This is a genomic window from Pseudarthrobacter sp. NPDC092439, assembly GCF_044754945.1.
GTDB lineage: Bacteria > Actinomycetota > Actinomycetes > Actinomycetales > Micrococcaceae > Arthrobacter.
Map to the genome: position 1 here is coordinate 71,058 of NZ_JBIVQB010000001.1, position 22,635 is coordinate 93,692.

Annotated in this window: 25 protein-coding genes, 6 tRNA genes and 1 riboswitch; of the genes, 23 read left to right on the forward strand and 8 right to left on the reverse strand. The window is 67.9% G+C overall.

Going from position 1 to position 22,635, the window contains the following annotated elements; translation table 11 throughout:
* Positions 1-14: 14 nt before the first annotated feature.
* The gene (locus ACIQCM_RS00290; protein ID WP_400604309.1) at positions 15-932 is read right to left on the reverse strand and encodes a sulfurtransferase; all 918 of its coding nucleotides are present in this window, start codon (positions 930-932) and stop codon (positions 15-17) included.
* 214 nt (positions 933-1,146) lie between these two features.
* On the opposite strand from ACIQCM_RS00290, the gene zapE reads away from it, so the two are divergent.
* Entirely contained in the window at positions 1,147-2,190 is a 1,044-nt protein-coding gene (gene zapE, locus ACIQCM_RS00295; protein WP_400604132.1) for a cell division protein ZapE, read from the forward strand.
* A 120-nt stretch (positions 2,191-2,310) separates the two neighbouring features.
* Here the strand turns inward: zapE and ACIQCM_RS00300 are convergent, their stop codons facing one another.
* From ACIQCM_RS00300 to ACIQCM_RS00325, 6 genes are all read right to left on the reverse strand, one after another.
* Positions 2,311-2,565 (reverse strand): antitoxin, encoded by a 255-nt coding sequence (locus tag ACIQCM_RS00300; RefSeq protein WP_400604130.1) that lies wholly within the window; start codon positions 2,563-2,565, stop codon positions 2,311-2,313.
* Between the two features lie 125 nt (positions 2,566-2,690).
* Positions 2,691-2,762 (reverse strand) — tRNA-Val (locus tag ACIQCM_RS00305).
* Positions 2,763-2,798: 36 nt separating this feature from the next.
* Positions 2,799-2,871 (reverse strand) — tRNA-Gly (locus ACIQCM_RS00310).
* Between the two features lie 55 nt (positions 2,872-2,926).
* A tRNA-Val gene (locus ACIQCM_RS00315) sits at positions 2,927-2,998 on the reverse strand.
* 42 nt (positions 2,999-3,040) lie between these two features.
* Positions 3,041-3,111, reverse strand: a tRNA-Cys gene (locus ACIQCM_RS00320).
* A 48-nt stretch (positions 3,112-3,159) separates the two neighbouring features.
* Positions 3,160-3,232, reverse strand: a tRNA-Gly gene (locus tag ACIQCM_RS00325).
* Positions 3,233-3,538: 306 nt separating this feature from the next.
* Between ACIQCM_RS00325 and ACIQCM_RS00330 the strand changes: the two genes are divergently transcribed.
* The 14 genes from ACIQCM_RS00330 (at position 3,539) to hisF (ending at position 14,500) form a co-directional block, all read left to right on the forward strand.
* Positions 3,539-3,610, forward strand: a tRNA-Val gene (locus tag ACIQCM_RS00330).
* Positions 3,611-3,727: 117 nt separating this feature from the next.
* Positions 3,728-4,588, forward strand: a complete 861-nt coding sequence (locus tag ACIQCM_RS00335) for a cytochrome (protein ID WP_400604128.1) — start codon at positions 3,728-3,730, stop codon at positions 4,586-4,588.
* Between the two features lie 48 nt (positions 4,589-4,636).
* Positions 4,637-5,242: a peptide deformylase gene (gene def, locus ACIQCM_RS00340; protein ID WP_400604126.1), complete on the forward strand. Its 606-nt coding sequence runs from the start codon at positions 4,637-4,639 to the stop codon at positions 5,240-5,242.
* Positions 5,239-6,159: a methionyl-tRNA formyltransferase gene (gene fmt / locus ACIQCM_RS00345; protein ID WP_400604124.1), complete on the forward strand. Its 921-nt coding sequence runs from the start codon at positions 5,239-5,241 to the stop codon at positions 6,157-6,159. Before def ends, fmt begins: the two co-directional genes overlap by 4 nt.
* A complete protein-coding gene (locus tag ACIQCM_RS00350) occupies positions 6,156-7,670 on the forward strand; it encodes an RsmB/NOP family class I SAM-dependent RNA methyltransferase (RefSeq protein ID WP_400604123.1) in 1,515 nt (504 codons plus the stop codon). The genes fmt and ACIQCM_RS00350 overlap by 4 nt, the downstream gene beginning before the upstream one ends.
* Positions 7,671-7,711: 41 nt before the next feature.
* The gene (gene rpe / locus ACIQCM_RS00355) at positions 7,712-8,392 is read left to right on the forward strand and encodes a ribulose-phosphate 3-epimerase (RefSeq protein ID WP_400604121.1); all 681 of its coding nucleotides are present in this window, start codon (positions 7,712-7,714) and stop codon (positions 8,390-8,392) included.
* Positions 8,393-8,431: 39 nt separating this feature from the next.
* Positions 8,432-8,581, forward strand: a riboswitch (FMN riboswitch).
* A 93-nt stretch (positions 8,582-8,674) separates the two neighbouring features.
* The gene (gene ribD / locus ACIQCM_RS00360; RefSeq protein ID WP_400604119.1) at positions 8,675-9,826 is read left to right on the forward strand and encodes a bifunctional diaminohydroxyphosphoribosylaminopyrimidine deaminase/5-amino-6-(5-phosphoribosylamino)uracil reductase RibD; all 1,152 of its coding nucleotides are present in this window, start codon (positions 8,675-8,677) and stop codon (positions 9,824-9,826) included.
* The gene (locus tag ACIQCM_RS00365) at positions 9,826-10,455 is read left to right on the forward strand and encodes a riboflavin synthase (protein WP_400604117.1); all 630 of its coding nucleotides are present in this window, start codon (positions 9,826-9,828) and stop codon (positions 10,453-10,455) included. The genes ribD and ACIQCM_RS00365 overlap by 1 nt, the downstream gene beginning before the upstream one ends.
* On the forward strand, positions 10,452-11,171 hold the full coding sequence (ribB, locus tag ACIQCM_RS00370) for a 3,4-dihydroxy-2-butanone-4-phosphate synthase (RefSeq protein ID WP_400604115.1): 720 nt from the start codon (positions 10,452-10,454) through the stop codon (positions 11,169-11,171). Before ACIQCM_RS00365 ends, ribB begins: the two co-directional genes overlap by 4 nt.
* The gene (gene ribA, locus ACIQCM_RS00375) at positions 11,168-11,866 is read left to right on the forward strand and encodes a GTP cyclohydrolase II (protein ID WP_400604113.1); all 699 of its coding nucleotides are present in this window, start codon (positions 11,168-11,170) and stop codon (positions 11,864-11,866) included. The genes ribB and ribA overlap by 4 nt, the downstream gene beginning before the upstream one ends.
* 16 nt (positions 11,867-11,882) lie before the next feature.
* A complete protein-coding gene (ribH, locus tag ACIQCM_RS00380) occupies positions 11,883-12,365 on the forward strand; it encodes a 6,7-dimethyl-8-ribityllumazine synthase (RefSeq protein WP_400604111.1) in 483 nt (160 codons plus the stop codon).
* Positions 12,366-12,470: 105 nt separating this feature from the next.
* Positions 12,471-12,734: a phosphoribosyl-ATP diphosphatase gene (locus ACIQCM_RS00385; protein ID WP_400604109.1), complete on the forward strand. Its 264-nt coding sequence runs from the start codon at positions 12,471-12,473 to the stop codon at positions 12,732-12,734.
* Positions 12,735-12,823: 89 nt separating this feature from the next.
* Positions 12,824-13,681, forward strand: coding sequence for an ATP phosphoribosyltransferase (gene hisG, locus ACIQCM_RS00390; RefSeq protein WP_400604108.1), 858 nt, complete (start codon positions 12,824-12,826; stop codon positions 13,679-13,681).
* 42 nt (positions 13,682-13,723) lie between these two features.
* Positions 13,724-14,500: an imidazole glycerol phosphate synthase subunit HisF gene (gene hisF / locus ACIQCM_RS00395; RefSeq protein ID WP_400604106.1), complete on the forward strand. Its 777-nt coding sequence runs from the start codon at positions 13,724-13,726 to the stop codon at positions 14,498-14,500.
* Between the two features lie 89 nt (positions 14,501-14,589).
* Here hisF and ACIQCM_RS00400 read toward each other — a convergent pair whose 3' ends face one another.
* On the reverse strand, positions 14,590-15,234 hold the full coding sequence (locus tag ACIQCM_RS00400) for a TIGR03085 family metal-binding protein (RefSeq protein WP_400604105.1): 645 nt from the start codon (positions 15,232-15,234) through the stop codon (positions 14,590-14,592).
* Positions 15,235-15,345: 111 nt separating this feature from the next.
* Between ACIQCM_RS00400 and hisI the strand changes: the two genes are divergently transcribed.
* The 8 genes from hisI to lgt all read left to right on the forward strand — a co-directional run bounded on the left by hisI (position 15,346) and on the right by lgt (position 22,541).
* Entirely contained in the window at positions 15,346-15,765 is a 420-nt protein-coding gene (gene hisI / locus ACIQCM_RS00405; RefSeq protein ID WP_400604103.1) for a phosphoribosyl-AMP cyclohydrolase, read from the forward strand.
* Positions 15,766-15,767: 2 nt separating this feature from the next.
* Positions 15,768-17,330, forward strand: coding sequence for an anthranilate synthase component I (locus tag ACIQCM_RS00410; RefSeq protein ID WP_400604101.1), 1,563 nt, complete (start codon positions 15,768-15,770; stop codon positions 17,328-17,330).
* Complete coding sequence (locus tag ACIQCM_RS00415; protein WP_400604099.1) at positions 17,330-17,908, forward strand: Trp biosynthesis-associated membrane protein; 579 nt, start codon at positions 17,330-17,332, stop codon at positions 17,906-17,908. Before ACIQCM_RS00410 ends, ACIQCM_RS00415 begins: the two co-directional genes overlap by 1 nt.
* A 103-nt stretch (positions 17,909-18,011) precedes the next feature.
* Positions 18,012-18,299: an HGxxPAAW family protein gene (locus ACIQCM_RS00420; protein WP_400604098.1), complete on the forward strand. Its 288-nt coding sequence runs from the start codon at positions 18,012-18,014 to the stop codon at positions 18,297-18,299.
* Positions 18,299-19,120, forward strand: coding sequence for an indole-3-glycerol phosphate synthase TrpC (trpC, locus tag ACIQCM_RS00425; RefSeq protein ID WP_400604096.1), 822 nt, complete (start codon positions 18,299-18,301; stop codon positions 19,118-19,120). The genes ACIQCM_RS00420 and trpC overlap by 1 nt, the downstream gene beginning before the upstream one ends.
* Before the next feature lie 105 nt (positions 19,121-19,225).
* Positions 19,226-20,557, forward strand: a complete 1,332-nt coding sequence (trpB, locus tag ACIQCM_RS00430; protein ID WP_400604094.1) for a tryptophan synthase subunit beta — start codon at positions 19,226-19,228, stop codon at positions 20,555-20,557.
* Positions 20,558-20,586: 29 nt separating this feature from the next.
* Positions 20,587-21,384 carry a tryptophan synthase subunit alpha gene (gene trpA, locus ACIQCM_RS00435; RefSeq protein WP_400604307.1) on the forward strand — a complete coding sequence of 266 codons (798 nt, stop codon included), beginning with the start codon at positions 20,587-20,589 and terminating at the stop codon, positions 21,382-21,384.
* Between the two features lie 2 nt (positions 21,385-21,386).
* A complete protein-coding gene (gene lgt, locus ACIQCM_RS00440; RefSeq protein ID WP_400604092.1) occupies positions 21,387-22,541 on the forward strand; it encodes a prolipoprotein diacylglyceryl transferase in 1,155 nt (384 codons plus the stop codon).
* Positions 22,542-22,635 lie beyond the last annotated feature (94 nt).

Consider the following 22,635-nt stretch of genomic DNA (forward strand, 5'->3'; position numbering starts at 1 on the left):
GCGGGCCGGGGCGCTCAGGCCGGCAGGGTGAGCGCGCCGCGCTCGGCACCCTTGACGATCGGTACGCGGACGGCGTTGCCCCATTCGGTCCACGAACCGTCGTAGTTGCGGACGGTATCGAAGCCCAGGAGGTACTTGAGCGCAAACCAGGTGTGGCTGGAGCGTTCGCCGATCCGGCAGTAGGCCACCACGTCGTCGCCGGGCGCCAGTCCGGCCTCGCCCAGGTAGAGGGCCTCGAGCTCGTCGCGGCTGCGGTAGGTGCCGTCCGGGGCGGCGGCGCGGGCCCAGGGGATGGAGGCTGCGGTGGGAATGTGGCCGCCCCGGAGCGCGCCTTCCTCCGGGTAGGCGGGCATGTGGGTGCGCTGGCCCGTGTATTCCTCAGGGGAGCGGACATCGATCAGCGGCTTGCCCAGGTGCGCCAGGACGTCATCCTTGAAGGCCCGGATGGGGGCATCGTTGCGCTCAACCACCGGGTAGTCGCGGCGTGCCGGGGAAGGCCTGTCCGTGGTGAGGCCGCGGCCTTCGGCGATCCACTTGTCGCGGCCGCCGTCCAGCAGGCGCACATCCTCGTGGCCGAACAGGGTGAACACCCAGAGGGCGTAGGCCGCCCACCAGTTGGACTTGTCGCCGTAAATGACCACCGTGCTGTCCCGGGAAATGCCCTTCGACGCCGCCAGTTCGGCGAAGGCCGCACCGTCCACGTAGTCGCGGGTCACTTCGTCATTGAGGTCGGTGTGCCAGTCGATCTTCACGGCGCCGGGAATGTGGCCGGTTTCGTACAGCAGCACATCCTCGTCGGATTCCACCACTACCAGTCCGCCGTTTTCCACCGCGCCGCTCTCAAGCGCGGCGGCCAGCCAGTCCGTGGACACCAGGCGCTCCGGATGGGCGTAGGCAGCGAACTTCTCGTTCTGTTCAACCGGGTAGGGCATGGTCATGGCCTTTCATTGGGTGCGCGGGCAGCCGCGGGACGGGCAGGGAACTGCTCCCACCCTAGCCAGCACCCGGGAGGATGTCCGTATTCCGTTAACAGGAGGAAATGTTGCGTTCCTCACGCCGGGCGGCTCCGGCGGCGCCGGAAAGCCGGGCCCCCGCTCCTTTCCCGGTATCCTTTCTGGGGACCAACCCCCAGCAGAACGGACCACCTTGGTACAGATCGAACAGCTTGCCGCCCGCACCCCGGCAGTCTCGGTGGATGAGCTCCTGAAGGGTTTCTACCCGTCGCCGCGGTTTGGCCAGGTCTCCTTTGCCAGCTACCGGCCCGACCCCAAGCAGCCCAGCCAGGCTGCCGCCGTCCGTGCCCTGGAGCATTTTGCCGGCGGCGTGGGAGCCGGCAACGGGGGCGGCGGCCTCTTCAGGAAGCTGTTCGGTAAGAAGGACGACGCCGGGCGGGCCGGCATCTACCTGGACGGCGGCTTCGGCGTCGGCAAGACGCACCTCCTGGCGTCGCTGTGGCACGCTGCTCCGGGTCCCAAGGCGTTCGGCACGTTCGTGGAATACACCAACCTGGTGGGTGCACTGTCCTTCCGGAAAACCGTTGACGCGCTCAGCAGCTACAAGCTCGTGTGCATCGACGAATTTGAACTCGACGACCCAGGGGACACCGTGCTGATGTCCCGGCTGATGCGGGAACTGGCCGACGCCGGCGTGAAGCTGGCTGCCACCTCCAACACCCTGCCCGGTTCCCTGGGCGACGGCCGGTTCGCCGCCGTCGATTTCCAGCGGGAAATCCAGGTCCTTGCCGACCAGTTCGAGGTGATCCGGATCGACGGCGAGGACTTCCGCCACCGCGGCCTGCCGGCGGCGCCCGCGCCGCTGAAGGACAGCGACCTCCCGGGCCGCATGAAGGCAGAGTTTGACGGCAGGACCGTGGCGCAGGACGAGTTCGGCACCCTGATCCACCACCTTGCCGGCGTGCACCCCAGCCGCTACCGCCAGCTGATCGACGGGATCGACGCCGTAGTGTGGCGCAACGTGGAAACCATCACCGAGCAGGCGGTGGCGCTGCGCTTCGTGGTCCTCGCCGACCGGCTGTACGACAAGGACGTGCCCATCCTGGCCAGCGGTGTTCCATTCGACAAACTCTTCACGGAGGAAATGATGACGGGCGGCTACATGAAGAAGTACTTCCGCGCCGTGTCCCGGCTCACGGCGCTGGCCCGCGAAGGCCAGAACCACGAGCCGTCCTGAAGCGCCCGACCGCGCAGCCCTTGGCCGGCGTCGTCCTTAAGTGCCAAAGGCGCGGGCGCCGCCTCCCGGCGGGACCCGCGCCCCGTTGACGCGTAGGGGCAAAACCCCGTCTGAATCCTGTTACGGAGCCCTGTCTGCCGGCGGAACCGGGCTAACAGGCGCCTGCGGATCCTGCACTGCGGCGGGATCCTGGCTTCCGTGCTGGTCTACGAGCCGGGAAGCACCATCCTGGACCTTGTCGACGTGGCCGGAGTACTTGCCCCCGGTCTTGGTGTCGACCAAATCACCGGCTTTGGTGATGCCGTCCTTGATGGCCTGCTCGTTACCGTGGATCAGACCCTGAGCCTTGCCCTTTAGATCGTCAATCAGTCCCACGAGCACCTCCCTTCAATCCCGGAGCCAGGTCGCTCCTTGCGCATTCGATCCTATGCGTCGGGGCCCTCCTTGCCAAGGAAACGGCGGGCAAACAAAAAAGCAGCTCCGGAGAGCTGCTGTATCTGTGGGCGATACTGGGATCGAACCAGTGACCTCTTCCGTGTCAGGGAAGCGCGCTACCGCTGCGCCAATCGCCCGGAACCGGAAGACCGGTGCTATGGGGTAAACAAGAGAGCGGACGACGAGATTCGAACTCGCGACATCCACCTTGGCAAGGTGGTGCTCTACCAGCTGAGCTACGTCCGCGTGCAGTGGAATCCGGCAATGCCGGGAACTGCTGAAGGCAAGTGAACTTGCCGAGTGGGCGATACTGGGATCGAACCAGTGACCTCTTCCGTGTCAGGGAAGCGCGCTACCGCTGCGCCAATCGCCCATTTTTATCCGGATGCTCTCCGGAAAACCATGGTTTTCACCGAGGTGGGTACGGGATTCGAACCCGTGTATACGGCTTTGCAGGCCGCTGCCTCGCCTCTCGGCCAACCCACCGTGTTAGCGTCGGTCCCGAAAGAACCTATGCCGTGACAGTGTCCTGCGAGCGGACGACGAGATTCGAACTCGCGACATCCACCTTGGCAAGGTGGTGCTCTACCAGCTGAGCTACGTCCGCATTGTTGAGGCTTGATTCGCTGCCGTTCCCGGCATTTCCTCGCGTTCCAACGAGTAAAAACAATATAGGAGGTTCCGGGATTCTCCAAATCGGCTCCTTCGGCGTCAGTTCCAATGGCCCTGCTTCCCAGTAACGGCAAGGGTTTGGCCAAGTTACAGGCCTGTAATTTACGACGCCGTGAGCGCGGCTTCCGACGGCGGGGGCGCCCCGGGCGGGGACGGCGCCGGGGCGGCCGTCCGGGTGCGCAGGGCCGCCGCGGCCGATTTTTGAATTGGCAGCAACGTGGGCTAGCATTCAAATGCATCGGGGCGATTGGCGCAGTGGTAGCGCGCTTCGTTCACACCGAAGAGGTCACTGGTTCGAACCCAGTATCGCCCACGCACAAGGGTCTGTTTCCGCTCATCAGCAGCGGAAACAGACCCTTTCTTCATGTCCGGCCGTTCCCGGGAACCAGCCGGACCTGTGATTGTCAGCCCCCTGTGAAAGAGTCTTTCCATGACCGATCCACTGCTCGCCCACGCCACGGAATACGGCCGGATGTACGCGCGGTCCACCACCGCCCCGTTCTCCGTACCTTCCATCACCACCGTGATCAGCCAGCAGCCGCACGGGCTGGACGGCTGGTTCGGCTACATGGGCGCCAGCAGCCTGGCGAAGGACCCGCTGCTGGCCGACTGCCTGGGCAGCCCCGCAAAGATCCGCCAGGCCGTGAACCGTGCCGCCAAGGCGGCAGAGGCCTACCGCGATGAGGCAGCGCAGCGCGGGGACCGGGTCCATAACTACTGCGAGCAGGTGGCCCTGCGGGCACTGGGCCGTCCGCACAGCATGAAGGAAGCCCGCGAAGCCCTCGCAGCAAACGGCGAAGAGGCCTTCGCCGTCCGGTTCGACGAATGGTGGGAGCTCTACCGGGTGGAGCCCATCGCCCCCGAGATCACGGTGTGGAACGACGCCGTCGGCTACGCCGGCACCCTGGACCTGGTGGCCCGGATTAACGGGCGCACCTGCCTGATCGACTACAAGACCAAGGGCACCACGCGGGACGGCCAGGTCAAGCCGCTGGACGACAAGGTGGTCATGCAGCTGGTGGCCGGCATGAAGGCCGAGGAAAGCCTGGTGGATCCCCGGGAAGGGACGTGGGAACCATGGGCGCACGGCGCGGACCCCGTCCTCCTGGCCGTCGCCATTGGTGAAACGGAAGTGCGCCCGGTGCGGGCCAACCCGGAGGTCCTCAAGCACCACTGGTGGAAGTTCTGCGCCCTGCGGCGGGTCTGGGAGCTCTCCGCCGACACCCTCAGTGCCGGCCCGGCGCTGCTGCCCGTCGCACCGCCGCCGCTGGCACAGGCACGCACCGCCTAAACTGGAGCCATTCCCCTTGTTGCCGCCAACCGTGAGGACAAAACCCGCATGGCAATTCTGAATATCCGCATCATCGGAGACCCCGTGCTGCGCACGGTCGCCGATCCCGTGACGGAGTTCGGGCCCGAGCTGGCCAGGCTGGTCGCCGACATGACGGAGACCATGGAGGACGTGGAAGGGGCGGGTCTGGCCGCCCCGCAGGTGGGCGTGAGCCTGCGCGTCTTCACTTACCGGATCGATGGCGTCGAAGGACACATCATCAACCCGGTCCTCGAGAACTCGGAGGACTACCAGCCGGACCAGTCCGAAGGCTGCCTCTCCATTCCCGGCCTGGCGTTCCCGGTGCGGCGCTTCCGTTCCACCCGCGTTACCGGTGTGGACGTGCACGGCAACCCCGTCACTGTTGAGGGTGAAGGGATGCTGGCCCGCTGCTTCCAACACGAAAACGACCACCTGGACGGCATCCTGTACACGGACCGGCTGGAGGGAGAGGACCGCAAGGCGGCCCTGCGAGCCATCCGCGCCGCGAACTACGAGTCCGTGACGGAACGCACGACGTCGGCCCGCGCCAAATCGGTCGGATCCAGTTTCGGCGGTTCCAGCTTTGGCGGCTCCGGCTCGGGCTCCGCTTTTGGTGCAGGCGCCGCCGGGTGAGGGTGCTCTTTGCGGGGACTCCCGCCGTCGCCGTCCCTTCCCTGGACGCCCTGGTCGGCGCCGGCTTTGACGTCGTCGCCGTCCTGACCCGCCCCGACGCGCCGCTGGGACGCAAACGGGTGCTCACGCCGTCGCCCGTTGCCGCCCGTGCCGCCCAGCTGGACATCCCGGTGATCCGCGCCGCCAGGGTGGACGCCGAAGCGACGGCGGCCATTGCCGCCGCCGAACCCGACGTGGCGGCCATCGTGGCATACGGCGGGCTCGTCCCGCCTGCTGCCCTGGCCGTGCCACGTCACGGCTGGATCAACCTGCACTTCTCCCTTCTGCCGTCCTGGCGCGGTGCGGCCCCCGTCCAGCGTTCAGTCATGGCCGGCGATGATGTGACCGGCGCCGTGACCTTCCAGCTGGAGGAAGGCCTGGACACCGGCCCGGTGTTCGGGACGCTCACGGAAACCGTCGGACCCGAGGACACCGCCGGCGACCTGCTGGACCGGCTCTCCCACAGCGGCGCCGTGCTCCTGGCCCAGACGCTCTCCGCCGTCGAAACCGGCAAGGCCGTGGCCGTGCCACAGTCCGGGAACGTCACACTGGCGCCCAAACTGACCCTCGAGGACGGGCACCTCAACTGGAGCCATCCGGCTCTGGCTGTTGGGCGGCAGGCCCGCGGCGCCACTCCGGAGCCCGGCGCCTGGACCATGCTGGCCGGCCAGCGGATCAAGCTTGAACCCGTCCGCCTCCGCCCGGACGTGGCAGGCCTGGCGCCGGGGGCGGTGGAGCTCCGCGGCAAGAGCGTCCTGGTGGGCACCGCATCGCATGCCGTGGAACTGACCCGGATCCAGCCCGCCGGAAAGAAAATGATGGCCGCAGCCGATTGGGCGCGCGGCATGGCTTCACTGGAAGGCGTGGTATTCGAATGAGCAGCACCGGCGGACGCGGCAAGGGCGGTCCCAAGGACACCGGCCGGCGCAATGCCCAGGGCAGGGAACGCAACCGCGGACCGCGCACTTACACCGGCCAGGCACCCTCCCAGCGCACCCGGCGGGCCGATCCGGCGAGGCTGGTGGCCTTCGAAGTGCTGCGGGCAGTAGCCTCCGAGGACGCCTACGCCAACCTGGTGCTGCCGGCGCGGATCCGGCACCACGGCCTGGACAGGCGCGACGCCGGGTTTGCCACCGAACTCACCTATGGCGCCCTGCGCGGCCAGGGAACGTACGATGCCATCCTGGCCCGCTGCGTGGACCGCCCGCTGGACCAGCTTGACCCTGCCATCCTCGACGCCCTGCGCATCGGCGCCCACCAGCTGCTTGCCATGCGCGTTCCCGCCCACGCCGCCCTGGACCAGACGGTCGGCCTGGCCCGCGCGGTCATCGGCGCCGGCCCGTCGGCCCTGATTAACGCCGTGCTTCGCAAAGTTTCCGCGCACAGCCTGGACGAATGGCTGGACACCCTGGTGGCCGGCGAAACGGACCAGACACGGATCGCCGCGCTGCGCCACGCGCACCCGGAATGGATTGTGCGCGCCATGCGCCAGTCCCTGGTGGCGCACGGCCGCCCTGCCACGGAGATAGACAGCCTGCTCGAAGCGGACAACGCAGCGCCGGTGGTCAACCTCGTGGCCCTGCCCGGCCTGGGCAACCTGGACGAGGCGCTTGAAGCCGGAGCAGCCCGGGGCGAACTCGTGGAGGGATCCGCGCTGTCCAGCGGCGGAGACCTCGGCCGGCTCGCATCGGTCCGAGAAGGCACCACCCGGGTCCAGGACGTGGGCTCCCAGCTGGTGGCCCGCGCCATGGCCGGGCTCCGGCTGGACGGCGGCGCTGACGGGGGAGGCACCGAATCCTGGCTGGACCTTTGCGCCGGCCCCGGCGGGAAGGCGGCCCTCCTGGCCGCCCTCGCCAGTGAACGCGGCGCCACCCTGCTGGCCAACGAGCCCGCACCGCACCGTGCAAAGCTGGTGGGGCAGGCCCTGGCGGCCGTGCCGCGCAGCGCCTGGCAGGTCCGTACCGGCGACGGCCGGGACCTGGGAACAGAACAGCCGGAGAGGTTCGACCGCGTGCTGGCGGACGTGCCCTGCAGCGGACTCGGTGCCCTGCGGCGCCGCCCCGAATCCCGCTGGCGCCGTTCGCCTAAGGACCTGGCGGACCTCGGTCCACTGCAGCGCGAACTCCTGGCTTCCGCGATTGCCGCCGTGCGTCCCGGCGGTGTCGTGGCCTACGTGACGTGCTCTCCGCACCCCGCGGAAACCACCGCAGTGGTGGCAGACGCGCTGCGCAAGCGCGACGACCTGGAACTCCTGGACGCCGGCGCTGCGCTGGACGCCGTGAGCCTCACCGGGGACCTTGGCGCCGGATACGAATCCACTGCCCAGCTCTGGCCGCACATCCACGGCACGGACGCCATGTTCCTGGCGCTCATCCGGAAAAAGGCCTGACAGTCCCCGAACCCTGCCAGTACCAGTGAAAGGCGCACCCTGTGACGCAGTGCTGCATCAACCCGAGCATCCTGTCCGCCGACTTCGTCAACCTCGAGGCGGAACTGCACCGCATCGCCACGGCCGACGCCGTGCACGTTGACGTCATGGACAACCACTTCGTTCCCAACCTGACCATTGGGCTTCCGGTGGTCAAACGGATCCAGGAAGTCAGCCCGGTGCCGCTGGACGCGCACCTGATGATCTCGGACGCGGACCGCTGGGCCCCCGACTTCGCCTCCGCCGGCCTCGCATCCGTCACTTTCCACGCTGAAGCCTCCATCGCCCCGGTCAAGCTTGCGCGGGAGTTGCGGGCCCGCGGCGCCAAGGCAGGCATGGCGCTGCGTCCCGCTACTCCAGTGGAGCCCTACCTGGACATGCTCCCGGAACTGGACATGCTGCTGGTCATGACCGTGGAGCCCGGCTTCGGCGGCCAGGCCTTCCTGGACATCACGCTGCCCAAGATCCGGCGGGCCCGCGCCGCGATCGACGGCTCCGGCATCGGGGTGGCACTCCAGGTGGACGGCGGCATTACGGAGGAAACCATCACCCGGGCTGCGGAAGCCGGGGCCAATGTCTTCGTGGCCGGTTCCGCCGTCTATGGAGCGGACGACCCCGCAGCGGCCATCGACCGGCTCCGCGCCGCCGGCAACCGGACGTTACGCACTGCCTCGGGGGAATAGCCGGAGGCTGCTGCCGGTTGTGGCACAATAACAACACACATACGTGCTCCGGGGTCGGTGTAAGTCCGAACCGGCGGTGACAGTCCGCGACCCGCGAGCCGGCAAGCTTCCCAGGAAGACTCCGGCGGACGGTTGAACCGGTGGAATTCCGGTACCGACAGTTAAAGTCTGGATGAGAGAAGCACGTACAGCTGTATCTGCGGCGCCTGGCGGTGCCGCAGCCTTCTGCTGTCGTATACCCCCGGAGCCATCTTGGCCCTAGAGGGAAGGAACGACACGGGAATGAACCCCACGCGGTGGCCGGCGGCAGCCGAAAATCCCGCCCCAGGGGCAGTTACTGCCTTCAGCGCCGGTGAGACGCGCGCGATGGACGCCGCCCTCGAAGCAGCCCGGCGGGGGCCCCGGGGAGCAAACCCCCTGGTGGGCGCCGTCGTCGTCGACTCCGAAGGACGGCACCTGGTGACCGGGTACCACCGCGGCGCCGGCACCGCGCACGCCGAGGCGGACGCCATCACCCAGGCCTCGGCGGCAGGGCTGGACCTCACCGGCTGCACCATGCTGGTGACGCTGGAACCCTGCAACCACGTGGGCCGCACCGGACCCTGCGCCCAGGCGATCATCGCCGCCGGCATCACGGACGTGGTGTACGCGGTGGACGACCCCCACGACCCCGCCGCCGGCGGGGCAGCCACCCTGCGCGCTGCCGGTATCCGCGTCCGCAGCGGGCTTGGCGCCGATGAAGCCCTGGACCTCAACCGCCAATGGTTCGAAGCAGTCACGGCACGGCGTCCGTTCGTTACCCTCCACATCGCGCAGACGCTGGACAGCCGGATTGCGGCAGAGGACGGCACCAGCCAGTGGATCTCCAGCCCCGAATCGCTGGCCGACAACCACGGGCTGCGGAACCGCATTGACGCGATCCTGGTGGGAACCCAGACCGTGCTTGTGGACAATCCGCGGCTCACCGCCCGGGACGCGGACGGCAACCCCGCCGGAAAACAGCCGGTACGCGCCGTGATGGGACTGCGGGACGTCCCGGAAGACGCCGCCGTACGGGGCGACGACGGACTCATGGTTCACCTGCCCACCCGCGATCCCCGGGAAGCGCTGTCCCTCCTGTACGGCCAGGGCATCCGTCACCTCATGGTGGAAGGCGGCTCGCGCATCCTGAGCACGTTCCTCACCGCCGGACTGGTGGACGAACTGATCGTCTATCTGGCCCCCACACTTCTCGGTTCCGGCACACCCGCGCTGGACGGACTGGGCATTACCACGCTGGCCGACGCCCAGCACTGGGACTGGGACGAATCCGACGGCGGCGCCGTGCGCCCGCTGGGCCGGGACCTCCGCCTGCACCTCAGGCCGCAGCGCATTGTTGCCCTTGATCCACAACCATCCCGCGCCACGGCGGAGCAAGCCCAGGAAGGCTACTGATGTTTACCGGAATTATTGCCGAACAGGGACGGGTGCTCTCCGTAGAGCGCGACGGCGATGCCAGCGCCACCGTCCGCCTCCACGCGCCCGGCAGCACCGACGGACTGGCACTGGGCGGCTCCATCGCCGTCAACGGGGTCTGCCTCACGGCCACCGCCATCGACGGACGCGACTTCAGCGTGGATGTCATGGGCGAGACGCTGGTCCGCAGCACCATCGGCGAATTGGCGCCAGGGGACGCCGTCAACCTGGAACGCTGCGTTCCGGCCGGAGGCCGGCTGGACGGCCACGTGGTCCAGGGCCACGTGGACGGCGTGGGCACCCTGCTGGAGCGAGAGCCCCAGGGGAACTGGGAGAGGCTGCGCTTCGGCGTACCCGCCAACCTGGCCCGCTACATCGCCGAGAAGGGCTCCATTGCCATCGACGGTGTCTCCCTGACGGTCACCGCTGTCAGTGATGCCGGCGAACAGGACCCCTGGTTTGAGGTGGGTCTTATCCCCACCACACTGGCGGAAACGGGGTTGGGCGCCAAGGCAACCGGCAGCAGGGTGAACCTGGAAGTGGACGTCCTGGCCAAATACACGGAACGGCTGTTGGCCTTCCGCGGCACGGCAGGAGAAGCACGATGAACGCCGCCGTCCGCATGGAAGCCGGGGCAGGGGTTGTGCCCGGGGCCGCGGGGGAGAAGCTCCTGGACACGATCGAGGATGCCGTGCGTGCCATTGCCGCCGGCCGGCCGGTTCTGGTGGTGGACAACGAGGACCGCGAAAACGAAGGCGACATCATCTTCGCCGCGCAGTACGCCACACCCGCGCTGATGGGCTGGACCATCCGGTACAGTTCGGGCGTGATCTGCGTGCCGCTGCCCGGCAGCCGCGCGGATGCGCTGGACCTGCCGCCCATGACCGCCGTCAACCAGGACTCCAAGGGCACCGCCTACACGGTTTCCTGCGACGCGGCAGCGGGAGTCAGCACCGGGATCTCGGCCACGGACCGTGCCGTGACGGCACGCGTCCTGGCGGACCCGCAGGCAGGACCGGCGGCCGTGACCCGTCCCGGGCATATTTTCCCGCTGCGCGCAGTTGTCGGAGGTGTGCGGGAGCGTCCCGGCCACACTGAGGCCGCGGTGGACCTGTGCCGCCTGGCGGGTCTGGAGCCGGTAGGCGTGATTGCAGAGGTAGTGTACGACGACGGTGAGATGATGCGCCTGGACGGACTGCGGGCGTTTGCCTCGGAACACGGGTGCCCGCTGGTGTCCATCGAGGAACTGGCAGCCTATCTCGCCGCGGGGGAGCGCCCGGACGGCAGCCCAGCGGCTGCGGGTGGAATGAAGGAGAATTCATGACGGCATCTGTATCCGGCAACGGCAGGCAGCAGGACGGTGTCCACCCCGTCAGCGGGGGCCCGGTGGTGCAGCTGCCCACCGCTTTCGGCGATTTCGTGGCGCAGGCGTGGACGGACCTGGTCACCGGCGTTGAACACCTCGCCGTCAGCTCACCGAACCCGCCCAAAGATGGCAAGGCGCCGCTGGTGCGGCTGCACTCGGAATGCCTCACAGGGGACGTCTTCGGCTCCTACCGCTGCGACTGCGGTGAACAGCTGGCCTATGCGCTGGAACTGATCCAGGAACACGGCGGCACCCTGCTGTACCTGCGCGGACAGGAAGGCCGTGGCATCGGGCTGGCCAATAAGATCAAGGCCTACGCCCTCCAGGAAGCCGGTTTTGACACCGTGGAAGCCAACGAGCAGCTGGGCCTTCCCGTGGATGCCCGCTGCTATAAGGCAGCCGCACAGGTCCTCGCCGAAATGGGGCTGCACGAGGTCCGCCTCCTGAGCAACAACCCGGACAAGCAGAACAGGCTGGCCAGTGCCGGTGTGACGGTGGTGGAAATGGTTCCCACCGAAGTTCCGTCGCGGGAACAGAACATCCGCTACCTGCAGACCAAGAAGGACCGCATGGAGCACCGGCTGCAGCTGGATACCCACGTGGCCGCCCTGCCGGTCACTGCCCCCGATACCTTTAGCCACGAACAAGATTGAACGGAACAAACCACCCATGAGCGGACACGGCGCCCCCAGCATCGACCTGACCACCCTCGACCCCGAAAAGACCTCCCGGCTCAAGCTGGCCATCGTCGCGGCCAGCTGGCACACCCAGATCATGGACGGCCTCCTGGACGGCGCCCTCCGGGCCGCCAAGGACGCCGGCATCAGCGAGCCCACCGTGCTCCGGGTGCCCGGCAGTTTTGAGCTGCCCGTTGCCGCCGCTCGCCTGGCACCGCACTTTGACGCGGTGGTGGCGCTCGGCGTCGTCATCCGCGGCGGCACCCCGCACTTCGAATACGTCTGCCAGGCCGCGACGGCGGGACTCACCGACGTCAGCGTGACAACCGGAGTGCCGGTGGGCTTCGGCGTGCTGACGTGCGACAACGAACAGCAGGGACTTGACCGGGCGGGCCTGCCCGGATCCAAGGAAGACAAAGGGCACGAGGCCGTGACCGCGGCCCTGGCTGCCGCCGTCGTACTCAGGCAGTACTGACGACCCCGGGGACCGGGCGGGTGCGGTGTGTAATCCCTCACATCGCGCCCGTCACGTCCGGGCCCGGTGAGCGCCCCGCGGGCCGCACCAAGTAGTCTGGAAGGCGTGAAGAATTTCGAGACGCTGTTCGCTGAGCTCAGCGAGAAGGCAGCCACCCGCCCGGAAGGCTCCGGCACCGTCGCTGAATTGGATTCCGGCGTCCACGGCATCGGCAAGAAAGTCGTGGAGGAAGCGGCCGAGGTCTGGATGGCTGCCGAATATGAGTCCGATGAAGCCGCGGCCGAGGAAATCTCCCAGCTGCTGTACCACCTGCAGGTCCTCATGCTCGCCAAGGGCCTGACCCTGGAAGACGTCTACAAGCATCTGTAGCCACCGGCCGGCGCGCCGACCAGCCGCCGAGCCCGCAGTGGCCCGCATTGCCTGACCCCAAAAGACCTCTTGAACCAGAAAGACTTTCCATGCTGCGAGTAGCCGTCCCCAACAAGGGATCCCTGTCCGAAGCCGCCTCCGCAATGCTCACCGAAGCCGGCTACCGCCAGCGCCGCGACTCGCGCGAGCTGGTCATGGTGGATCCGGATAACGACATCGAGTTCTTCTTCCTCCGCCCGCGGGACATCGCTGTATACGTGGGGCAGGGAACACTCGACGTCGGCATCACCGGCCGCGACCTCCTCCTGGACGCGGAGGTGGAGGCAGAGGAACTGCTTCCGCTGGGCTTCGCGGCCTCAACGTTCCGTTTTGCCGGTCCGGTGGGTGTTTTCTCCGCGGCTGAGCAGCTCGAGGGCAAGCGCCTGGCGACCAGCTATGACGGGCTGCTGCGGGGCTACCTGGCCGAGCGCGGCATCAACGCCAAGGTGGTCCGCCTGGACGGCGCAGTGGAGTCTTCCGTGCGCCTCGGCGTGGCCGACGCCATCGCCGATGTGGTGGAAACCGGGAACACCCTCAAGGCCGCCGGAATGGAAATCTTCGGCGACCCCATCCTGAAGTCCGAGGCCGTGCTGATCCGCCGCACGGGCAACGGGTCGGCCAACGGCACGGCCAAGGAAATCGAGGTCCTGATCCGGCGCCTGCAGGGCGTCCTGGTGGCGCGCCAGTACGTCCTCATGGACTACGACATCCGCAAGGAACTCGTGGAGAAGGCCGCAGGCCTGACGCCCGGGCTGGAATCGCCCACCGTGTCCCCGCTCCGGGACTCCGACTGGGTCGCGGTACGGTCCATGGTGCCCAAGCGTGAAACCAACCGCATCATGGACGAGCTGTACGACCTGGGCGCCCGCGCCATCCTGGTCAGCAGCATCCACGCCTGCCGCATCTGACCCGCTCTCTTCGCATTACCGCAAGCATTCCAGGAGTTTTCCATGGCAGTAGCAGTCCGCGTCATTCCCTGCCTTGATGTCGACGCCGGCCGCGTCGTCAAGGGCGTCAACTTCGAGGGCCTCCGCGACGCCGGCGACCCCGTGGAACTGGCCCACCGCTACGACAACGCCGGCGCCGACGAACTGACCTTCCTTGACGTCACGGCGTCCTCCGGCAACCGCGAGACCACTTTCGACGTGGTCCGGCGCACCGCGGAAGAAGTCTTCATCCCGCTGTGCGTGGGCGGCGGCGTCCGTGGCGTTGCGGAGGTGGACAAGCTCCTCCGGTACGGTGCGGACAAGGCAGCCATCAACACCGCCGCCGTGTCCCGGCCGGAGGTCATCGACGAAATCACCCGGCACTTCGGATCCCAGGTGCTTGTCCTGTCCGTCGACGCCCGGCGCACCCGTCCCGGGTCGCAGCCGACGCCGTCGGGCTTTGAAGTGACCACCCACGGCGGGCGGACCGGAACAGGCATCGACGCCATCGAATGGGCGCGGGAAGCGGCAGACCGGGGCGTGGGGGAGATACTCCTGAACTCGATCGACGCCGACGGCACCAAGGACGGCTTCGACCTGGAACTGATCCGGCTGGTGCGCGCGGCGGTCAAGGTTCCACTGATCGCCTCCGGCGGCGCGGGCGAACCGGCGCACTTCCCGCCGGCCGTGGCGGCAGGCGCGGATGCCGTGCTGGCTGCCTCGATCTTCCACTGGGGTCCCGACGACATGATCAGCCGGGTCAAGGACGAGATCCGCGCGGCCGGCTTCGAGGTCCGCTGACGCTGGTGGTTGAGCCTGCCGGAATCTAAGCCTGTCCTCGCATCAGGGCCTTCAAGGTTCTGATGTGCGGACAGGCCCGGGAAGAGGGCTCAGAGGCCTACTTCGGCTGACTGGAGAAGCGCGACGGCGTCCGGCTGGCCTTCGAAGGTGACGAGGGCGTGGCGGGTCCGTCCGTGCGCGTGCATCAGCAATTCGCCCGGCTCGCCCACAATGGCAACCGAGACGGGAGCGCGCTTGGCGACGTGGCGGGGACCCGAGGGCCGGACCAGGACAATGCCCAGATCCACCCCGCGGTACAGGATGGCTGCGCGCTTGACGAGCTCATCCCACAACGCGTCCGAGTAGCCCTCATCCAGGGCCCTTGGCGCCCACCGGTCCACCGCGCGGCGGACGTCCTCAGTGTGCACGAAGTATTCGATGAGGTTGGAGCTTTCGTCCAGGGCCTTGATGTTCATGGGGGAGAGGGGCGGCGGCCCCGCCCGGAACGCGTTGACCAGGTCGGCGTAGTCCTCGGCGGTCTTGAGCCGCCCGGCGAGGCGGGCAGTAGCCTGGTCCGAGGCCTTGGCCAGGCGCTTGAAGATCAGCCCGAGTCCCACGGCGGCTTTCCGCTCCCGGAGGTAAAGGTGCGCGGCGAGGTCCCTGGTACGCCAGCCCTTGCATAGCGTGGGCGCGTCAGGGCCGGCCGCCAGCAGGGTTTCGGCCAGGACTTCTCGGGACGGTTCGACGAAATGCATCACTTGTGAAACTAGCACGACACTCGCGCACTTGGGCACCATGACCGCAGCGGTTCGCCCGCGGCTGTTCACATCCGGTCCGGCCGGGCGGAAGGCACTAGACTGGACCCGATGTCTGAGCAGCCCACCCCCACGCACATGTCCGGATCCGCCGTGCCCGGGAGCCCCCTTCCGGCGGAGCTTTCCGCCGCCCTGAAGCGTGACGGCGCAGGCCTGGTGGCCGCCGTCGTTCAGCAGTTCGACACCAATGAGGTGCTCATGCTCGGGTGGATGGATGACGAAGCGCTGCACCGCACGCTCACTACCGGCCGCGTGACCTTTTACTCGCGCTCCCGGCAGGAGTATTGGCGCAAGGGCGACACCTCCGGGCACGTGCAATGGGTCAAGTCTGTGGCGTTGGATTGCGACGGCGACGCCCTCCTGGTGCGCGTGGACCAGGTAGGCGCCGCGTGCCACACCGGCACCCGGACCTGCTTTGACGGCCGGGAACTCAGTGCCACCACAGGAACAAGGACAGGCGGAACAGCTTAACCATGCAGGACCTTGGAATCATCAGCCCCGGACTGGACGAGTTCCGCGAGCTGGCACGGCACCGGCGGGTCATCCCCGTCACGCTAAAGGTGCTCGCGGACGCTGAAACGCCCATCGGCCTGTACCGGAAGCTCGCGCAGGGCCAGCCCGGAACATTCCTGATGGAATCCGCCGCGGTGGGCGGTGCCTGGTCCAGGTACTCCTTTATCGGTGCGAAATCCCGGGCAACCCTGACCACGAAGGACGGCCAGGCGCACTGGCTGGGTGAACCGCCGGCCGGGGTGCCCGTGGACGGCAGCCCGGTCGATGCCATCAGGGACACGGTTGAAGCCCTCCGCACCGACCGTTTCGAGGGGCTCCCGCCCTTCACCTCAGGCCTGGTCGGGTTCCTCGGCTGGGAGACCGTCCGGCATTGGGAGCGGCTGGTCAGCCCGCCGGAGGACGACCTGCACCTGCCCGAGATGGCGCTGAACCTGGTGACGGACATGGCTGTGCACGACAACGTGGACGGCACCGTGCTGCTGATCGCCAACGCCATCAACTTCGATGACAGCTCCGAGCGCGTCGATGAGGCATGGGAGGACGCCGTTGCCCGGGTCAAGGCCCTGCTTAACCGGATCAGCACCCCCACTGCCCACCCGGTCTCCGTTCTTGAACCGGCGGCCCTGGACTTTGCCTCCAGCGTCCAGGAACGATGGGACGAGTCCGAGTACCTGGCGGCCCTGGACCGCGGCAAGGAAGCCATCGTAGACGGCGAAGTGTTCCAGGTGGTGATTTCCCGCCGCTTCGAAATGGACTGCGGCGCCTCGCCGCTGGACGTCTACCGGGTCCTGCGGAATACCAACCCCAGCCCGTACATGTACATCTTCAGCCTCGCCGATGCCGAAGGGCGCGAGTACTCGATCGTCGGATCGTCCCCTGAGGCCCTGGTGACCGTCACAGGTGAAGAGGTCATCACCCATCCCATCGCAGGCTCCCGCCCCCGCGGCAAGACCGTCGAGGCCGACAAGGCCCTGGCGGAGGAACTCCTGGCGGACCAGAAGGAACGTGCCGAGCACCTCATGCTGGTGGACCTGTCCCGCAACGACCTCTCCAAGGTGTGCGTCGCAGGGACCGTGGACGTCACCCAGTTCATGGAAGTGGAGCGCTTCAGCCACATCATGCACCTGGTCTCCACGGTGGTGGGCAGGCTCGCCCCCGACGCCACGGCCTATGACGTGCTGAAGGCAACCTTCCCGGCAGGCACTCTCTCAGGCGCACCGAAGCCGCGCGCACTGCGCCTCCTGGATGAACTGGAACCGCACCGCCGCGGCATCTACGGCGGAGTAGTAGGTTACCTGGACTTCGCCGGGGACATGGACATGGCCATCGCTATCCGGTCAGCCCTGCTCCGCGAGGGCCGGGCCTATGTACAGGCCGGTGGCGGCATCGTGGCCGATTCGGTCAATCCCACCGAAGCGCTGGAAACAGTCAACAAAGCCGCGGCCCCGCTCCGCGCCGTGCACACCGCGGGCTCGCTGCACAATGTCTCCGCCGAGTCCCTTCCCGGCGGGAAAGAGTCCTGATGCCAGCGTGGGCCCGCAAGTCCACGGTGGTCCTGCTGATTGCCGTCCTCGCACTGGCGGTCTTCGGCACCACCACCCAGACCTGGCTGTCCGTCTCGCTGGATCCGGCGCAGTCCGGCGCCGGGGGAGATGCCCTTGAAGTGCAGGGCAGCAAGGCCGCGACGGCGGTGACGGCACTGGCGCTGGTAGCCCTTGCCGGCGGCCTCGCGGCGTCGATCGCCGGCAGGATCGCGCGCTGGGTTATCACCGTGATCATTGTGCTGGCCGCGGCGGGCATTGTGGCCGCCGCCGCCACCGTGCTGGCCGACCCGCTGGCCGCCGCCCAGGGGTCCATCGCTGCTGCCACGGGAGTGTCGGGCGGCCAGGCCCGGGTGGAGGCCACCGCTTTTCCGTTCATCGCGGTGGGCTGCGGCGGCCTTCTGGCCCTGGCGGGCCTGCTGGTGGTGCCCGCCGGCCGGTACTGGAAGGCGCGGACCAAGTATGACGTCGCGGGCCGCGGACCGGCAGCGGCAACAGCCGGGCCCGTGGACGAGATCGACAGCTGGGACCGGCTTTCCCGCGGCGACGACCCCACCTGACCGGCGCCAGGCCGGGAAGCGGTCACCGCCGCCGGACCCGGATACGCGGACGGTGGCCAAAAATGGCAGAATGTAAGCAGTATTTACCCCTGAGGAGATTTCAATGAGCAAAGCACCCGCGTCCGTTTCCAATTCCGGCACCCGCGTTGTGGCCCCCGGCGCCATCGACCACAGCCAGGAACTCGGCCACGGCAACAGCCCCGCGGCCTGGACCTGCGTCATCGTGATGCTGGTCGGCGCGCTCATTGCCTCCATTGCCTTCGTCATTGCCAGCACCCCCATCTTCATCGTGGGCGGCGCCATCATGGTCCTCGGCCTGATCCTCGGTTACGTCATGCGCAAGGCAGGTTACGGCGTCGAAGGCAGCAAGCTGAAGAACTCCGGCCACTGATGGCAACTGTTCTCGATGACATCAACGCTGGTGTCAGGGAGGATATGGAAGCCCGGAAACGGCTCGTTTCCCTCGCCGAGCTGAAGGACCGCGCGCAGGCCGCGCCGGCCGCCCGCGATGCCTGGGCCGCCCTCGGCGGCACCTCGCCGGTCCGGGACCAGCTGAAGGTGATCGCGGAGATCAAGCGCCGCAGCCCCTCCAAGGGTGACCTGGCCGGCATCTCGGATCCCGCGTCGCTTGCCCGGCAGTATGCCGACGGCGGTGCCTCCGTGATCAGCGTCCTCACCGAGCAGCGCCGGTTCAACGGGTCCCTGGCGGACCTCGACGCGGTGCGGGCCGCCGTCGACGTGCCCTTGCTGCGCAAGGACTTCACGCTGGACGAATACCAGATCTGGGAGGCGCGCGCCCACGGCGCGGACCTCATCCTGCTCATCGTCGCCGCCCTTTCCGATGCCCAGCTCGAGGACTTCAGTGCGCTGAGCCACGAACTCGGCATGAACGTGCTGGTGGAGACACACACGGAAGAGGAAATCGAGCGGGCCGCCGCCGCCCGGGCGCGCATCATCGGCGTCAACGTCCGCAACCTGAAGACGCTCGACGTCGACCGTTCAGTTTTTGCCGCACTGGCAGGCCGCGTTCCGGCCGGCGCGCTGGTGGTCGCCGAATCCGGCGTCCGCGACGTCGCCGACGTCACCCACTATGCCGCCAGCGGCGCCAACGCCGTGCTGGTGGGCGAGGCCCTGGTCAGCCACTCCACGCCGGCGGACCGCATCGCCGAATTCACCGCCGCAGGGGCCGCCGCTATCGCCGCCCGCGGCTGACGGCAGCGGTCCGGTCCCCGGCGCGGGGGTCCGGCATTGACTGCCGCCCCGGAGTACGCCCCGGGGAACCCACTTTTGCCCGAACAACTGGAACAGGACGGACTGATGGCCCACGCACCCTCCGGCGAAGCCCACAACGATGCCGATCACAATGCCACGGAAGCCTTCCTGCAGGGCGGCTCCCTCCGGCACGCACCGGGGCCGTACTTCGGCAACTACGGCGGGCGCTGGATGCCGGAATCCCTCATCGCCGCCCTGGACGAACTCGAAGAGACGTTCAACCAGGCCAAGGACGATCCTGAATTCCGGGCCCAGATCGCGGACCTCAACAAGAACTACTCGGGCCGCCCCTCGCTGCTGACCGAAGCCAAGCGGTTCTCCGGCCACGCCGGCGGAGTCCGGATCTTCCTCAAGCGCGAAGACCTGAACCACACCGGCTCGCACAAGATCAACAACGTCCTGGGCCAGGCGCTCCTGGCCAAACGCATGGGCAAGACCCGCGTCATCGCCGAAACCGGTGCGGGCCAGCACGGCGTCGCCAGCGCCACCGCGGCGGCCCTGATGGGCCTTGAGTGCGTGGTGTACATGGGTGCCGAGGACTGCCGCCGCCAGGCGCTGAACGTGGCCCGCATGGAGCTGCTCGGCGCCACGGTCATCCCGGTGACCAGCGGTTCCCAGACCCTCAAGGACGCCATCAACGACGCGCTCCGCGACTGGGTTGCCAACGTGGACCACACCCACTACCTGCTGGGCACCGCCGCGGGCGCGCACCCCTTCCCGGCCATGGTCCGCTACTTCCATGAGGTCATTGGCGATGAAGCCCGCGCCCAGATCCTGGAGCAGGAAGGCCGGCTGCCTGATGCTGTATGCGCGTGCATTGGCGGCGGATCCAACGCCATCGGCATCTTCCACGGCTTCCTGGATGATCCGTCGGTGAAGATCTACGGTTTCGAGGCAGGCGGCGACGGCGTGGACACCGGCCGGCACGCGGCCACCATTACCCTGGGCAAGCCCGGCGTGCTCCACGGCGCCCGCTCCTACCTCATGCAGGACGACGACGGCCAGACCATCGAATCGCACTCCATCTCCGCCGGGCTGGACTATCCGGGGGTGGGCCCGGAGCACTCGTACCTGGCCGATATCGGCCGAGTCAGCTACGAGCCCATCACGGACAGCGAAGCCATGGACGCCTTCCGGCTCCTGTGCCGGACAGAGGGCATCATTCCGGCTATCGAGTCCGCCCACGCACTGGCCGGAGCCATCAAGGTGGGCCAGCGGCTTGCCGCGGAGGACCCCGCCGCCGCTGCCGGGAAGATCGTGATCGTGAACCTGTCCGGCCGTGGCGACAAGGATGTTGCTACCGCGGCTGAATGGTTCAACCTGTTGGACAAGGGTTCCGCCGAGTCGGAAATCGGTAAAGAGGGTGAGCAGCTGTGAGCGGCGCAGAGACGGCAAACGGGGTACAGATGACCAGCAAGGCGGCGGCCGCGATCGACCGGGCCCGCGCCGAGGGCCGTGCCGCCCTCGTCGCCTACCTGCCCGCGGGCTACCCCAGCGTGGAGGAGTCGATTGCCGCCGGCGTCGCCGCCGCGCGCAACGGCGCAGACCTCATCGAGGTGGGCATCCCCTACTCCGACCCCGTGATGGACGGCCAGGTCATCCAGGCTGCCACCACGCAGGCCCTTGCCAACGGCTTCAAGGTGGGCCAGGTGTTCGACGTCGTGGCCGGGATTACCAGCCAGACCGATGCCGCGGTCCTGGTCATGACGTACTGGAACCCGGTGGTGCGGATGGGTGTGGAGGAGTTTTCCCGCCGCCTCGCAGAGGCCGGCGGGGCGGGACTCATCACCCCGGACCTCATCCCGGACGAAGCTTCCGAATGGATGGCGGCCTCTGACAAGTACGGCCTGGACCGGGTGTTCCTTGTGGCCCCGTCCTCCACGGCAGAGCGCATGCAGCGCACCGTGGATGCCAGCCGCGGGTTCGTGTACGCCGTGTCCATCATGGGCGTCACGGGAGCCCGGACGTCCGTCAGCACGGCTGCCAAGGACGTGGTGGCGGCCGCACATGCTGCCGGAGCGGAACGTGTCTGCGTGGGCCTGGGCGTGTCCAACGCAGACCAGGTCCGCGAGATCGCCGCGTACGCCGAGGGCGTCATCGTAGGCACGGCCCTGGTCAAAAGCCTGGGTGACGGCGGCGTCGACGCAGTGGGCGCGCTCACCAAAGACCTCAGCACCGGCCTGGCCAGGAAAGAAGAAGCCTAGCAATGCAAACACTCCTGCAGGCCGCCGCCCTGGTGCCGGCCAGTATCCCCAGCCCCGACTGGTCCGGTTTCGACATCCCCCTGCCATGGGGCGCGCTGCGCATCCACGCCTACGCGCTGTGCATCCTCGCCGGAATCATTGCCGGCCTGTGGCTTACGTCGGTCCGCTGGGCAAAGCGGGGGGCACCCGAAGGCAGCGTGTGGGACATCGTCACCTGGGCCATCCCCTTCGGGATTATCGGCGGACGGCTCTATCACGTGTTCTCGTCCCCGGACGCATACTTCGGCCCGGGTTTTGACGGGACGGGTGACCTTTCACTGATACCGCAGATCCAGCGGGGCGGGCTGGGTATCTGGGGAGCGGTGCTGCTTGGCGTGATCGGTGCCTGGATCGGCTGCCGCCGCAGCGGAGTCAAGCTCACCGCGTTCCTCGATGCGGCTGCTCCCGGGCTGCTGCTGGCCCAGGCCATCGGGCGCTGGGGCAACTACTTCAACCAGGAACTGTTCGGCGGCCCCACCACGGTGCCCTGGGGCCTGGAAGTGGACGCGGACAATCCCAATTTCCCGGCGGGAATGGCCGAGGGCACGCTGTTCCACCCCACGTTCCTGTATGAGTCCCTGTGGAACGTTGCGGGCGTCATTATCCTGCTCGCATTGGACCGCCGGTTCAACTTCCGCCGCAGCCGTCTGTTCTGGCTGTACGCCATGTACTACACGCTGGGCCGCGTCTGGATCGAGGCGATGCGCATCGATGATGCTGAGCAGATTTCCCTGTTCGGCATCACCACCCGGCTCAACGTCTGGACCAGCATCTTCGTCTTCGTGGTGGCCCTGGCCGCCTTCGTGCTGCTCGGGCTGAAGGGCCGTCCGCAGCCGGACACGCCCTACCTGCCGGGCAGGGAGCCCGCGCCGGTGGCCGCAGGCGCGGAAGATGCCTCTGCCGCAAATGACGTCCGTGATCCGGACTCTGTTGTCTCAGATAGTGAATCGCGTGATAATCTCCGTGATAACCAAAGCGGTTCCCGGCCTGCTTCCGACCCCACGGAAGAAGCCGCGGCGGCACCGTCCGGCCCCAGGCCCGGCACGGATGCACCTGCCGCCGGAACTTCCGGCAGCACAGCCACGGGATCCGCTCCAGAGGCCGGCGACAGGAAGTAGCCGGCCGGAAGGGCATGTGAGCCACCGCTCGAACAGCCCACCAACCACAATGTCGTGGCATGGGATCCGCCGGATCAGCGTACAGCTGCTCTCC